This is a genomic window from Paenibacillus mesophilus (genome assembly GCF_005938385.1).
Taxonomy (GTDB): domain Bacteria; phylum Bacillota; class Bacilli; order Paenibacillales; family NBRC-103111; genus Paenibacillus_AB; species Paenibacillus_AB mesophilus.
Genome location: NZ_VCRA01000002.1, coordinates 559375 through 573428, shown reverse-complemented (window position 1 = coordinate 573428; position 14054 = coordinate 559375). Strand labels below are relative to the sequence as shown.

Here is a 14054-nt window from a genome sequence, read left to right as displayed (position 1 = left end):
CAAAATACCGAGTAAAATGGAGGAAATGGGAGAAAAATATGTTTTTTAATAGGTAAACCGACCTTTTTGAATCGTTTTCTCCAAAATGGATTCGGCGATTTAATCGACAGTCTCTGTTTTCCAGTAAGCCCAAGGATTCATCCCATTTTTAGACGTCCCCCATGGACCGACGCCAGATATCACACCTCCGCTTATGAAACTAATCAATCTGGAACAATTGGCGAAGCTTTCGGCCGATATCATACCTATAGTTGAAGCTGCTTTAGTGCCGGGCTAACTCGTCCTTTAAGCGGTCGATATGGACCCAAAGAGGCTGCCGCACCCCCGATTTTATCAAAATCCCCTCCGCAGCAAGCCGATTCAATGTTTCCGTGACGGTTTCGCGAATACACCCCGTCATGCTGGCCAATTCTTGATGAGTCAGCTCCACCCCGAGCTTGATCCAATCATGCTGCACCGCTTCGCTTTCCTTTCCGATTGAATTCTCGCCGAACTTGTTCGCGAGCTTGTGAAGCAGATAGAGCAGGCGAATTCTCACGCTGCTATAAGCCATATGCTCGAGAAGCTCCTCCACCTCCTTTATACGAGCAGACATGATTTCGATGAACTTTATGCTCAATTCCGGTTTCTCGCGAAGCAGCGATTTAAACTGCTCATAGTCGATCGTGCAGATTATCGAATCTTCCAGAGTAACGGCATACATGCTGCTCTCAGAAACAAGAGAACCGATCTCTCCGAAAAGATGCCCGGCAGCCAGAACGTCCAGCGTAAGCTCTCTTCCCTCGGCGGTCATCGAATATAGACGAACCGCGCCCGATTTGACCAAGTATAGCGTCTGTTTCGTTTTATGCGGGGAGGTAACAATCGTGCCTTTTTTTACAGGCTCGATCGGGATGTCATATTCGAGTTGGTTGATATCCTCGGCATCCAGTACTTGAAATAAGTTGATTCTCGATAAATATTTGATCTTGTTCAGCGATTTTCACCCGTTTTCTTCTTCAAGTGTAGGCTGGGCTACATCTAATGAATCATAGATCAAACTATAATGGATTACAAGAACGCTGCTCTTGATACGAAGGAGATGAATAGGGTTGAACTACATAGTAATCGGTCAGTTGTTGTTGGTTGTTATGTTCATAATATCTGCTTCGATGAAATTTGCCCGTACCCGGAGCATGGTTAGGCACTGGAAAGAGTACCGCTATCCCATGTGGTTTATGTCCGTAACCGCTTCGCTGGAGCTATTGGGTGTAATCGGTCTCATAGCGGCGGTTTGGATTCCGGAGCTACTGAAAGCAGCGGCTCTCCTCTTGGCCGTGCTTATGATCGGTGCGATGCATGCCCATTTTTTCCGCGCCAAGCATAAGCCTGTCATGGCGTTGAATGCTCTGTTGATGTTTGTTATAGCCGCCGCTCTGTTATTGACCTAGAGCTTAAGCTTGTTCCGTCACCATCCCCTCCGTTCTTTAAGCGAAGCAATCCAGTTTATGTGAAAAAACGGTGCATGGCACGTTCCGCTGCGAACGCCGCTCATGCACCGTTTTCAATGTCAATGCTGCTTCGTCGCGATCCGTTTCGCCAGCTCGGTCAGATCCAGCCCTTTCAAAGTCCCTTCCACAAGCTCCGGCAGCAGCGCCGGGGTACACGCAAAACAAGGGGTTCCGTCCCGGGCCAACACTTTCGCCAAATTCTCGTCATAGTACGGCTGGCCTTGATCGGACAACGCAAGCAAGCACATCGTCCGCACTCCCGCCTCCCGCAGCTCGCGCATGCGGCGTATCAACGCCCCGCGGTTGCCGCCCTCGTACAGATCGGACACGATAATGAACAGCGTCTTTCTCGGTTCCTCGATAAACTGCTCGCAGTACGCGACCGATTTGTTGATATCCGTCCCGCCGCCAAGCTGGATGCCGAACAGCATATCGACGGGATCGTTCGCGCACTGCTCCGTCAGGTCGACGACCGCCGTATCGAACACGACTACTCTCGTGTTCAGCGACGGAATACCGGCGAAGATCGAGCTGATGACCGAAGCCCAAATGACCGAATCGGCCATCGAGCCGCTCTGGTCGATATCCACGATCACCGTCCATTCCTTGCTCCGCCGCGCGCGGTCGAAAAAATAAAACTTTTCCGGTATCATCAGCCGCCGTTCCGTATCATAATGCTTCAAATTGCGCCGGATCGTCCGTTTCCAATCAATCCCGCTCAAGGACGGAAGCGGCGAATGCTGCCTGCGGTTCAACGCCCCCGTGACGGCACGGCGAATATCGTTCTCGAGCCGCTTCACCAAATCGTCGACTACGGCTTGCACAAGCATGCGGGCGGTGTCTTTCGTCTTCTCGGGAATTTTCCCTTTCAGCGACAGCAGCGTACCGACAAGCTGGATGTCCGGTTTTACTTTCGCCAGCACTTCCGGCTCGAACAGAAGCTGCTTCCACCCCTTCCTCTCCATCGCATCGTTCTGGATTATCGAGACGACGTCTTCCGGAAACATGGAGCGCACGTCCCCGAGCCACTTGGACAGACGCGGTGCGGACTTGCCCGTTCCGGCCCCTTTGCCGCCCGCTGAGCCGCCGGTGCCGCCGTCCGTTCCATCGCTCGTATCGTCGTAAATGTCCGCAAGCGCCCTATCCATAATTTGCTCTTCCTCGGTTAAACCGATCGTCCCGCCTTCGCAGCAGCCTTCCAGCTGCTTTTCCGCGCTCTGGCCGAGAATGAGACGCCAACGCGCAACCGTCTTTCGTTCGACAGCAGCACTCATGTCAAATGTCCCCGAAATCAAAATCGTTCAATTCGTCCACCATCTTCGCTTCTTCCTCCTTAAGCTCCCCGGTCAATATCTCTTCCGCCTGCCCGGCTTGCACACCCCACAGCTCGCCGAGCAGCTCAGCGACCATCGTCTTCTCGCGTGGCGCGAACGTGCCGAACGCCCGTCGTAAGAAGACAAGAGCGCGCACGAATTCATCGTCCCCCAGGGAGTCGATATAATCGTTGAGCTGCTCCCACAAGCTCATCCGCGACAACAGCGCGTATCGGTTGCGCATCGACAGCCCTTCGAACCATCCGGCGCCGAGCTCGGCCGGAATGCCCGGGGACAGACGGCGCGACACCTCCGCCGCGCACTCGTGGGCGGATATCGCGCCCCGTTCCATCAAGATCGCGCAGGCGAAGCCTGAAAGCCGCGGATTGCGGTCGTCTCTCTCCGCCAACCGGAGCAGCTCCCGCAGCCACAGCCCTTCATCCACCTGCTCCCCGTGTTCCAGCGCCACGCCGTTCAGCTCGTTCATCGCCGCAACCATCGCATGGGCCGCCTCGTCGTTGCAGCCGGCGGCATCGAGCAGGAACAAGCAGGCGCGCATAAACAGCTGTTCGAGCAGCGGCAATAGCGGAGCCGTATCCATCCGCCGTATGTCGCCATAGCTTACGATCGTCGACAGCTCACGCGCCGCGGCGGCCATTTGCACGACGTCGCGGCTGTCGACGGCAAGCCGCTGCAGCGTCCCGCGCGCCGCATCCATTTGTGCCAACATCCCGCATTCGCAAGCGGTACGGATCCATTTGGACGCTTCGGCGACCGAGCCGCAGCCGTCGAGCTTTTGCTGCAGCACATAAGCGGCGGCGACCTCGACCGTTTCTCCGAGCAGCGTCGATTCGACGACCTCGATTTCCGCTTCCGGCGTCCATTGAACGACCCAATGTTCGGCCCATGTCGCGCGCTCTTGTCCGCTCGGCCGGATTTTCGCGAACGAAATGCCGAGGAGAGCAAGCCGGTGAAACAGCGTAGACCGGTTCAAATCGAGAAAAGCGGCTTCTTCCGACTTGACGCGCCGGTTCTCGCGCAGATCGAGCGCCAAATCGGCCGCGATCGCCGTTTTGTACGATTCCAGCTTCAATCGTTTCAGCTGCCGGTTCAAATCGTCTTGGATCGGCGTCTGGCTCACGCCGTCCGCAAGCGACCCGATCGTCGTCCCAACATCCGTTCGCGCCATCGCTTCCGCTACGACGGATAGTTCCCCGCGCCCGAGCAGCGTCTGAGCCGCATCCCTCAAGTCGCGAAGCGTCGGCGCGCTGCCGCCGTGCAAGGCAGCCAGCGACTCGGCCAGCCGCACCCCCTCGATCACCTCGGCAGTCGAGCGATGCGTGCCGGAATCCCGCAGCAGGCGGGCGATCGTCGTCAAGTAACGCTCCGGCAAACCATCCGGCGTGCCGTTCGCCATCCCCTCCCACATCATTTCATAATAATGGGGTGCGTTATTGCCCGCTCCGTATCCGGACATCGAGGAAAGGCGGTAATAGGAGTACGGCATCAGCGTAAGCTTCGTGCTGCGGGAAGGCAGAACGGCCAGCTCCTCGTCCGTCATCGCCGCCGTCGCGTCGGCCAGCGCGTCCGCATGGTAGGCGCCGCAAACGACGACGATTTTGTCCGGGTCATGCCCGGCAATCATCGTTTCCCGGATTTTTCGCCGCATATAGGCTTCCCGGATCGCGTTGTAGGCGTATTCCGATCGCCGTTCGAGCCGTTCCCTTGTCTCCGACAACTCCCGCATCTGCGCGGAATATGCCCGTATCGCCGCTTGATAAGCGTCGGTATTCAAGTTGTGCTCGAATTGACGTTCCCAATACATGTCGAAATCGTGCTCTCCGGCTAACTCGGCTATGCGAGTATAGACGGACCGTTCGCCGAGACCTTCCTCCTGCAGAGGGCCCGGCGAAGCCGGTTCGCCATCCGCGATATCGGCTTCCGACTCCTTGCGGGCGTCCTGCAAAGCGATCGTCACGGAAGAAGGCAAATCGATAAAGGCGCACGCCGCCCCATTTCGTTCCGCCCACAACATAGCCTGGTACTCCGGTGAGTAGACGGCGAACGGCCACAACACGGTACGAACCGGCAAATCGTCGGTAAATGCCAATATCGCCACAGGCGGTTTCGTTGCCCGATTCGTCAAATGGCGGATTTCCGACGTCGCATCGGATGGTCCTTCGATAAGAACTGCCGTCGGCCGGATGTTGTCCAGAAAGTCGAGCAAATGCTTCGCGCCGCCGGGAGATAGATGCCGCACGCCGAACCTGTGTACAGCCGCTACGGCAGCCGCGCTCACTCGTTCATCTCCTTGCAGGCCGTATACAGGCCGCGCCATTCCGCCCCGCGCTTCTTCATGACGTTGTCGAGATACTCTTTCCAGACGAGCTTGTCTTTGTCGTCATCTTTCACGATCGCCCCTTGAAGACCCGCGGCCAGATCTTCGTCGGTCAGCTCCCCGCTGCCGAAGCTTGCGGCCAACGCCATGCTGTTCGTGAGCAGCGAGATCGCTTCCGCGGTCGAAATGACGCCGGCCGGCGACTTCACTTTCTCCTTCTTGTCGAGCGTCATCCCGCTTCTCAGCTCGCGGAATATGGTGACGACCTTGAGCAATGCTTCGTCCGCAGGAGCGGCCGCCTGCAAATTGTAAGCCGATGCAATTTCCCGGACCCGTTTCTTCACGATTTCGACTTCGGTTGCCACGTCGGATGGGGAAGGCAGCACGATAATGTTGAACCGCCGCTTCAAGGCGGCCGACATTTCATTTACGCCGCGATCTCGCGTGTTGGCCGTGGCGATAATCGAGAACCCTTTGCGCGCGTTCACTTCTTTGCCGAGCTCGGGTACCGAGATCGTTTTCTCGGACAAGATCGAGATAAGCGCATCTTGAACCTCGGACGCACAGCGGGAAATTTCCTCGAAGCGGGCGATCTCCCCCGCTTCCATCGCCCGCATGATCGGGCTCCGCACCAACGCTTCGGGAGTCGGGCCGTTCGCGAGCAGCATCGCATAGTTCCAAGAGTAGCGGACGTGCTCTTCGCTCGTTCCGGCCGTCCCCTGAACGACAAGGCCGGAATCGCCGCAGATCGCCGCGGACAAATTTTCGGACAGCCACGACTTGGCCGTACCCGGCTCCCCGATGAGCAGCAGCGCGCGATCCGTAACCAGCGTCGCGATCGCCATCTCGACCAGTCGTTTATTGCCGATATATTTGGGGGTAATGACGGTATTTCCTGCTTTCCCGCCCGTAATAAACGTCAAGACCGACTGCGGCGACATTTGCCAGCCTGCCGGTACGTTTCCTTTGTCCGCCTTGCGCAGCGCCGCCAGTTCTTCCTCGTACAGCCGTTCGGCAGGCAGTCGCATCATATCTTGCAGTTGTTGTTCATTTGCGGCCATCCGATTCTCTCCCTCCATGATCATCTTACATTTCAGCTTACGGCAGCCTGCATCGTTTCCAGCACGTACCGGAGCTGCTGCCCGGCCGTATAATTGAACTTGGACAGTACCGCCTCGAGACGTTCCCGATACTGTGCGGGGAGCCGGTATAATTGTTCCAGCACGTGGCCCTCGAAGTAGTAGCAGTTGCTGTTCCGCTTATCTTCCAGCGCCTTCATGAGCGCCTCCTGCCGAACGTCCTCCCGCGCTCCGGCCCGCTCCAATCCGCAGAGCAGCATTCCGGCAAACGGATTGCGGAATTCCGGGTTATTTTCCAATTTGCCGAGCAAAAACTTCACGCAAGACTCGTGGCCGGGCCGTGCAAAGGCGCATACAAGCTCGAGCGCGTTTTGCTCGATAAAACAATCCAGCCAGCGTGCATCCCATAGCTCCGCAAGTTGTTCGGAAGGCGTCATTGCGACAGTCGACAGCGTAGTTGTCTCGTCCGTGCCGCTCCATAGCATCGGATACTCTCTATAGTCGCGTGTAATGACTATGGATTGAATCGCCGCGAACAGCGCCTGCTTCCGCTTGGCGATGTCCTTGTTCGTTTGCAGCAGCTTCCATTTGCTGATCAGTGCCCCTGCGTATCGCTCATATAGTTCAGCCGGCTCCATCAAACGGAACGACGCACGAAACGCGTACGGCACATAGCGGACATTTTGCCGCTCGAGCTCGTGCAGCAGCGCGAGCGCTTGCTCCGAATCGTCCTGTTCGAAATAGGAGGCCGCGGCGTCGATTAAGTCCAGCCATCCGTAAGAAACGAATAACGGATATTGGTCCGCTGCATACGCGTATACGTCTCGGAGCACCTCGCTTTGCTTGCCGTCCAATGCCGTCATAAAGTGCCCGATTTTCGACCAGGCGGCTGCACGCTTCTTCTCGTCATCGTTCAACCCGGCCGCATGCTTCAATTCCGCATCCAGATCGCGCACCAGGCTTTCGGTCAGCCCGTTCGCCCGGCATCGTCTTGCCGCCTCTGCCGCAAGCTCGATATCTTTGCCGGAGAAAGCATCGTAAAGCCGCTCCGCCGCGCGAGCCGACCCACCCTCCGCCAAAGCGAGATAAGCGGCTTCGCGTATCGCCTTCTTCTTGTCCTTCGTCCAGCCGATCAGCGCTTCTACGTACCGCTCGCGGCCCGCCAGCAGTCCGATGGCCGTCGCCCTTACCTCTTCCGAGCCGGTCTCAGCCGCCTGATTGATATACTCGGCTGCCGAATCGCCGCCCGCTGCGCCGATAACCTGCAGCTTTCTCGTTTCGGGCTTGCCTCCGGACGGATCGAACGATTCGGACAGAAGCGGAACGATCGATGGACCGTATGAGGGCAAAATATGCGACATCGCATACTCCGCAACTTCGACATACGGATCGTCCAACGCCGCGATGGCATGCGGCAGCAAGCGAAGATCCCGGAACATTCCCGCTTCGAACGCTTGCACGATTACTTCGTAACGGCCGCCCCCGGTCGTCGTAAGCGCGGTCCGCACGGCTGCCAATTTACGGTACGACAGCCCGGTGGACAACGGAACCGGTCTATTTTCTATCGCTTTCAGCTCCCCCTCCGGGGAAACCGATCCTTGCGTGCGAAGCACGGAGCCGAGCAATAGGCCCAACTCCTGCAATGACTCCGCCGATGTGCCTGTCTGACCTGCATGCGGTTCGACCAATGTGGCAATTCCTTCGCCGAGCCGCTTGAACACAGGCGCACGCTCCCCGAGCTGTACGAACTGGGGCAAAAGCCGCTTCAGGCGGAAATCGCCGGCTGCCAGCTCGCTGCCTGCGATATACAGCCGCCTCACTTCTTGCATGAGCTCCTGCAGCAATGCCGTACTCATCGCCATACCTCCCTTAATACAAGAGGCGGATCATGTCCGCGCCCTTGATGATCGTCAATGGCTGTGCGACGAGCCGCCCGCTGTCGGGCAGGTGCTCGAACATAACCAGCAATGCTGCATCCCGCAAGCTCTCGGCCGGAACGTGCGGCAGCAGCGATACGGTTCCGTGACCGAAAGCGGGAGCATCGTCCAGCGCTATATGCTGGCCCGATTCGTCGGCAATGGCATACCGCCCTTTCCCGTCCCGAACAACGTCCGCTACATGGAGCAGCATGACCGGATTACGCTCGCCGAGCGGATTTTTCAGCTCGTTCTTAACCCGTTTCACAGCATCGGCGTAGGACCGATTGGCCGCAGCCGGAATCCGTTCCAAATCTAGAGGCGCGAGCGGCCGCGAAGCCATCTCTTCCCAGCGCACCCTGCGGTTCGTTTCCCCCGGATAACGGTACAGCGACTTGACAAGCGCGACATCGAAGAAGCTGTCTTCCTCGCGCATATGCTTCGCCGCCTTGTAGGGCCGGTAATGTACGGTCCGGTGGATATCCCCGGTCGCTTGTTCCAGCCAATAGCCTTGGTCGACATACTCCTGTCTCGCCGGATCGTCATAGCTCATAAAAGCGAGCTGGATCAATTCGACATCTTCCGACACAAGACCGGACTGCTTCAGCTCAGCCAGCTGCCAGGCGTGACCGAGCCATTCCTCGATCGTCGAAACGCTATCCGGCGCCAATTCCGGATCGTCGAGCTTTGCGGTCAAATGGGCGCGTCCTTTTTTGACAAAAGCGTGAATTAGCGTCAATTGTTCAACCGCATATGTATAGGCCTTCTCCCGGTCGTCCGTATCGGACAGCAGCAAAGCGAGCCGGCGCAGCTCTGTTTGGGCCCCCGTCAAATAGTAGTTGCCGAGCTGTTTCACATGGTCCTCGATCGCCTTGACCGTTTTCTTATCGACCGTGCCGAGTCCGCCGCGAACGAGCGACAATGTAAGCTTCTCCAGCGCATCGAGCCCTTCGAGCTGTGTCCGGATTTTTTTCGTCAGCGCGGACTTGTTGGTCTTCCTCGGCTTATCCGTTACACCTTCGGCGGCTTGCTGTTCCTTCTTCTCCTCCCGCTTCACCGCCTTCTCCCGTTTGGAGGCGATGTCTTCGGGGACGGCGGCGACGATGAAATCGCTCCCCCCGATCAGAGCGTACAGCAAGCCGAGCGCATGCTTGCAAGGCAGCTGCCGGCTAGGGCAGGAGCATCGCAGCACCGGCTTCTCCGGAACGATAAAATCGGCCGAGCATTCATAATTGGAGCTGCCGCTGCCGGTGCATTCCCCGAACAGGAGCGAATCGTCGTCCGAACGGTTGAGCCGGACGAAGCTCCGTTTTTTGACTAAGCCTTGCGCATTTTTGATGGCCGAGCTGTTCGGCGCCAATGAATCGACGTATGATTCCGTTAGTTCCATGACGCATAAGTCCTCCCGTCTCCCGTGCTCTAGCAGGTGCGAACAACCTTATGGATGCCGCACTTTAACGATTATACTGGAGACGATTTCCAGATTAAAGGGACCGAAGCGCCATTTTCGCTTCGCATTTTCTTTCTCCTACGCCATTACTTCTCTATGTTTCATAATCCGGAAAACAATCGAAATGAAAAGCAGAGAAGTAACGACCACCACGACGACGGCAAAGATCGGATACATAACCGGATACCCCAGTACGTTAACAACCGAGAAGGCTTCAAACAAAAATTGAACCCGCAAGATAGAAGAATAAGAGAACGCCAGTACGGTTCTTATCGGCTGCACACCCTCCAGCATGATGGGCGCGAAGAAAATAAAACTGCCGGCAAAAAACGTAATCAAGGAGCTTTTGCTGACAGAAGAAATGAATACGATCATTAACGCCAAGCCGATCGCTCCAACGAAGTGAATCGATAACTGAAGGAAATGATAATTCAACAAACTGATCCCATAAGGCGAACCGGCATACGGCGCTTCCGTATGTTGAGTAAATAATTGCAGCGACGTCCCCCAGCCCTGATTCCCGTGACGCATCATATTAAGCACCAGACTGAACGTTTCCCAAGCGGCAACGATAAAGAACGTATAAATGACGGAAGCCCCTAGCTTCGCCCATACCAGCTCTCTTCTTCCTTTTCTTGAACTGAATATGTAATGATCGACACCCGAGCTGTATTCTCTGGAATAGATGGGCGACAGTCCGAACAGCAGCATAACCCCCAGCACCACGAATGAACCGAATTCTACGAAACCGACAATCTGCGCCGGACCCGTATGATATTGCAAAGGAGCCAGCTCCAATTGCTCCAGCATCTGTTTTTCCATTCTGCCTGCAGCGTTGTTCTCGTTTTCGATGCGGTTTATTTTTTCAGTCGCATTCGTTTCTATTGTTTGGGACAACATGATTTTTTGATAAACCCTTAACTGGATGAGCTCGCGTTCGGAGTAGATGTCTTCCGGCTTGAACTCGTCGCCTCCGCTCCTTCTCCTTTCTTCCAGCTTTTTCATCAATTCGGCGTTCTCGCCGACCGCGAGTCGTACCTTCTCTTCCGTAATGGGTCCTTCCCAACTCTTATATACTTCTTTTTCCAGATCGGACTGAAACGGATAGCCCAAGGAGAAGTAAGACATGCCCAGCATTACGATCAAAGTCAAATAAATGCCTTTTTGCTTGAATATTTTGTACAGCTCGAATGCAAGAAGCGACATTACACGACGACCTCCTCGTCGAAGTAGTGCAGATATAAATCTTCCAAGTTCGGATCTTCATTGACCGCGTCAGGATGAGGCTTCGTTTCGCTAATTATTCGCAGTTGGAATTGATCCCGAATACGCGCAATAGCTTCCACTCTATACTTCGCTTGAAAAGTCGAAACGCCCGTCTCGTCGACGAGAAGCGACCATACTTTGCCTTCGATTGGTTTCAGCAGCTCCCGGGGCGTGTCCTTCCGAATCAACCGTCCGCCCTTAAGTACCAATATTTCTTTAGCAATCAGCTCGATATCCGACACGATATGAGTCGATAACAGCACGATCCGGTCCGCGGATATTTGGGACAACAAATTTCGGAATCGAATCCGTTCCTTCGGATCAAGTCCCGCCGTCGGCTCATCTACGATCAAGATTTGGGGATCGTTTAATAAAGCTTGAGCGATTCCGATTCGCCTGGTCATGCCTCCGGAAAATTTGCCCACCTTCTCTTTACGGTGATCGGACAATTTGACCAGTTCCAGAACTTCATTGACTTTGGCTTGCGCCTCCGTTCTCGACAACCCTTTCAGAGCGGCAATATAGCTCAGAAACTTCTCGGCGGTAAAATTCGGATACATTCCCACTTGTTGAGGCAAATATCCGATCAGCTCCCGATATTGATGATCCAGCGCCGCAATATCTTGACCGTTCAGCAAAACTTTCCCCGAGCTGGGCTTCATTACGCTGGCGACAATGCGCATGAATGTCGTTTTCCCCGAACCGTTCGCCCCCAGAATTCCATATACGCCCGTAGTAAATTCCAAGCTTATATCGGTCAATGCCGATTTATTCCCGAAGCTTTTGGACACTCGATCAACAGTTAAATTCATAGGAAACTCCCTTTTTATAAATTTTATTCATTTGGAGCACGATGACGCTTACGGCAATAAATATAACTAGCAAATAAACGGAGCCCGGCACGTTTTCTATCTTTTCAACCCCGCCGGCTTGGACGCTCAGGCCCGCTAATACAAACCAGAAAGTGAGTCCCAAAGCCGCCGCAAAAGCATGCCTGAATCTGTTGACGACTACGAAGGAAATGGCCGTGATCACCGTGAAGGGTACGATCCAATACATCATCATTTTCCAAATCGATACGTCATGATCCGATATCGAAGCGCCGCAAACAAAAACGAGATTGATTAGCAAGTTAAATCCGCCAACGACCGCCATCCTCGACAAAATGATTTCCTGCAAGCTATACTTGAACGACATTTCAAGCTCGGCCATGCCGGCATGTTTGCTTTTTAACACTTCAATTAGACCCGTTAAGGTTGGAATCGGCGCAAGCAGCATCATAATGGCATATGGATTTTGTTTCGTAAGGAAAACCGCAGCAAGTCCGGTCAGCAGAAACAAACCGTTAGACATCCAAAATAACGAGCTGATATAGAAAGCCTCGCGGCACGATTGCTTGAATAGCAAAGCCATGTTGCCATATCTCGGTTTGATCCCCTTAACAGGAACAAAAGGTCTGATCGCGTCGATTGTCCTCATCATTTCGGATTCGCTAGGGTACTCCACGTCGTATTCATCCAACTTTCCCCTTACTTGTTGTTCGAGCAGTTCCAACTCTGCATCCGTTTCCGAGTCGAATTCCGGTTCATCGTTTACCGGTGTGCGCTTGTTCATCTTCCTCACCTCTCCTCAGCAAGGCGGCCAATTTGCCCAGCCCTTGCTTCAACCTGGATTTGACTGTCGGCACGCTTGACTTGGTTGCATGGGCAATTTCTTTAATCTTCATCTGATGAAAATATTTCAGAATAAGGGCTTCCTTCTGGTAGTCCGGCAAAGTATCGATAGCCGTTTTCACCTGTTCCCTCGTTTCCTTCCGTTCGAAAATATAAGGAACGCTTCTCTGCTCGCTATCCATGAGCTCGGGCAATTCGGACTGCCGGGACGTTTGCTTATACTGTGCGCTTCGCCAGTAATCTCTGCAATGATTAATCGCGATCGAGAACAGCCAGCTTGAAAATTCGCCTTTATTCGAGTAGGTCTGCAGTCGTTGGATGACTTTAATAAAAATTTCTTGTGTCAAGTCGAAGGCCGTTTCCTTGTCTCCGATTTTACGGTAAACGTATGCATAGATAGATTTGTAGTGCTTTCTCGTCAATACTTCCATCGCCGCTTGGCTGCCGCCTTTTATTTCTTCGATAAGCTCCCGGTCCTCAGGCATCGGACAACTTCACCTCGATTATTAAGACGAAATCATTCTGAAAAAAGATTTAAGCGTTCATCTTTTTTGGCGTACGGCACTGTTGACTTTGACGTTGAGTGAAGGTGTATGCTTTCACTTGAAGCGGACAAAGATGTCCGCCAATAAGGAGGGAATCCGGATGATGATCAGAGGAATCGATATGCTTCGAAACCAGCGCTTCTTGCTGGAAGCCGCGCCGGAACGGAGAATGGACTTATACAACGAAATGGTGGCGGAGCCGCTGCGGCCATTCTGGGAATCGATGCTGGCGAAAATGCCGCCTGGACAAGATACGTCGGATCCCGCAGCATTGATGGGCGTATACACTCCCGATCTCGACGATCGAGAAGGAATAGCGGCCATTGATTGGCTTGAGCGGGCCGACTCGTGGCGTCAATGCCTGGAAGCGATCGAACAAGCCGAACGGCTGCTGCGTCCGGCCGACCATGGCATCGTTCTCGATAATCTGCTGTATTCGCTAGTGTTGGCCAACCCCGTGAAGTTTGGGCATCTGCACGGTTACACCGGTTTCGGCGGAACGCCGGGTCAGGCGATCGTGCTCGTGTGGCCGAGCGAATACAACGTGCCTCGGCTGCCGTCGATTACGGCTCACGAATATCATCATAACATTCGGCTGTCTTACGAGCCATGGAGTGCCGAGACGACGGTCGGCCAGTATATCGTGGTCGAGGGGCTGGCGGAAGCTTTTGCCGCGGAGATGTACGGTGCGGACAAGCTGGGCCCGTGGGTTCACTCGCTTGACGAAGAGCAGCATGAGCGGGTCAAACCTATGTATCGGGAAGCTTTGGTGACAACCGGTTTCCCGGTCATCCTGGGCTATATGTTCGGCAATCCTCAGGCGGGCATACCGGCATATGCCGGCTATTCCGTCGGGTATCGGGTCGTAAACGAATACTTGCGGCATAGCGGGGTATCGGTGGTGGAAGCGACTTATCGGCCTTGGCAAGAAATTATCGAGAAGTCGCGTTACTTCTGAGGAGGGATTCGGGCGAACTGGCCCAC

12 protein-coding genes are annotated in these 14054 nt (G+C 54.7%); 2 read left to right on the top strand and 10 right to left on the bottom strand.

Translation table 11 applies throughout. From position 1 onward, the window contains the following. Positions 1-262: 262 nt before the first annotated feature. Complete coding sequence (locus tag FE783_RS05240) at positions 263-889, bottom strand: Crp/Fnr family transcriptional regulator (protein WP_420799713.1); 627 nt, start codon at positions 887-889, stop codon at positions 263-265. Between the two features lie 202 nt (positions 890-1091). On the opposite strand from FE783_RS05240, the gene FE783_RS05235 reads away from it, so the two are divergent. Beyond that, positions 1092-1430 carry a DoxX family protein gene (locus FE783_RS05235; RefSeq protein WP_138878265.1) on the top strand — a complete coding sequence of 113 codons (339 nt, stop codon included), beginning with the start codon at positions 1092-1094 and terminating at the stop codon, positions 1428-1430. 119 nt (positions 1431-1549) lie between these two features. On the opposite strand, the gene FE783_RS05230 is transcribed toward FE783_RS05235, so the two are convergent. The 9 genes from FE783_RS05230 to FE783_RS05190 form a co-directional block, all read right to left on the bottom strand. Then, positions 1550-2764 (bottom strand): VWA domain-containing protein, encoded by a 1215-nt coding sequence (locus tag FE783_RS05230; protein WP_138878264.1) that lies wholly within the window; start codon positions 2762-2764, stop codon positions 1550-1552. 1 nt (position 2765) lies between these two features. Beyond that, on the bottom strand, positions 2766-5141 hold the full coding sequence (locus tag FE783_RS05225; protein ID WP_138878263.1) for a DUF5682 family protein: 2376 nt from the start codon (positions 5139-5141) through the stop codon (positions 2766-2768). Further along, positions 5099-6202, bottom strand: coding sequence for an ATP-binding protein (locus FE783_RS05220; protein ID WP_138878262.1), 1104 nt, complete (start codon positions 6200-6202; stop codon positions 5099-5101). Before FE783_RS05220 ends, FE783_RS05225 begins: the two co-directional genes overlap by 43 nt. 32 nt (positions 6203-6234) lie before the next feature. Continuing rightward, positions 6235-8076, bottom strand: coding sequence for a HEAT repeat domain-containing protein (locus tag FE783_RS05215; protein WP_138878261.1), 1842 nt, complete (start codon positions 8074-8076; stop codon positions 6235-6237). Between the two features lie 13 nt (positions 8077-8089). Continuing rightward, positions 8090-9526, bottom strand: coding sequence for an SWIM zinc finger family protein (locus FE783_RS05210; protein ID WP_138878260.1), 1437 nt, complete (start codon positions 9524-9526; stop codon positions 8090-8092). A 138-nt stretch (positions 9527-9664) separates the two neighbouring features. Further along, entirely contained in the window at positions 9665-10792 is a 1128-nt protein-coding gene (locus FE783_RS05205) for a hypothetical protein (protein ID WP_138878259.1), read from the bottom strand. Continuing rightward, positions 10792-11664: an ABC transporter ATP-binding protein gene (locus FE783_RS05200; protein ID WP_138878258.1), complete on the bottom strand. Its 873-nt coding sequence runs from the start codon at positions 11662-11664 to the stop codon at positions 10792-10794. The genes FE783_RS05205 and FE783_RS05200 overlap by 1 nt, the downstream gene beginning before the upstream one ends. Then, positions 11648-12406, bottom strand: a complete 759-nt coding sequence (locus FE783_RS05195; protein ID WP_138878257.1) for a hypothetical protein — start codon at positions 12404-12406, stop codon at positions 11648-11650. Before FE783_RS05195 ends, FE783_RS05200 begins: the two co-directional genes overlap by 17 nt. Positions 12407-12437: 31 nt before the next feature. Further along, positions 12438-13010, bottom strand: coding sequence for an RNA polymerase sigma factor (locus FE783_RS05190; RefSeq protein WP_138878256.1), 573 nt, complete (start codon positions 13008-13010; stop codon positions 12438-12440). Positions 13011-13170: 160 nt separating this feature from the next. Between FE783_RS05190 and FE783_RS05185 the strand changes: the two genes are divergently transcribed. After that, entirely contained in the window at positions 13171-14028 is an 858-nt protein-coding gene (locus FE783_RS05185; RefSeq protein ID WP_158301635.1) for a DUF2268 domain-containing putative Zn-dependent protease, read from the top strand. The last annotated feature ends 26 nt before the right edge of the window (positions 14029-14054 follow it).

Bases quoted from the DNA above. Each gene is read 5' to 3' on its own strand.
- FE783_RS05230 (WP_138878264.1), bottom strand. From the start codon at position 2,764: ATGAGTGCTGCTGTCGAACGAAAGACGGTTGCGCGTTGGCGTCTCATT.
- FE783_RS05225 (WP_138878263.1), bottom strand. From the start codon at position 5,141: ATGGCGCGGCCTGTATACGGCCTGCAAGGAGATGAACGAGTGAGCGCG.
- FE783_RS05220 (WP_138878262.1), bottom strand. From the start codon at position 6,202: ATGGCCGCAAATGAACAACAACTGCAAGATATGATGCGACTGCCTGCC.
- FE783_RS05215 (WP_138878261.1), bottom strand. From the start codon at position 8,076: ATGAGTACGGCATTGCTGCAGGAGCTCATGCAAGAAGTGAGGCGGCTG.
- FE783_RS05210 (WP_138878260.1), bottom strand. From the start codon at position 9,526: ATGGAACTAACGGAATCATACGTCGATTCATTGGCGCCGAACAGCTCG.
- FE783_RS05205 (WP_138878259.1), bottom strand. From the start codon at position 10,792: ATGTCGCTTCTTGCATTCGAGCTGTACAAAATATTCAAGCAAAAAGGC.
- FE783_RS05200 (WP_138878258.1), bottom strand. From the start codon at position 11,664: ATGAATTTAACTGTTGATCGAGTGTCCAAAAGCTTCGGGAATAAATCG.
- FE783_RS05190 (WP_138878256.1), bottom strand. From the start codon at position 13,010: ATGCCTGAGGACCGGGAGCTTATCGAAGAAATAAAAGGCGGCAGCCAA.
- FE783_RS05185 (WP_158301635.1), top strand. From the start codon at position 13,171: ATGATGATCAGAGGAATCGATATGCTTCGAAACCAGCGCTTCTTGCTG.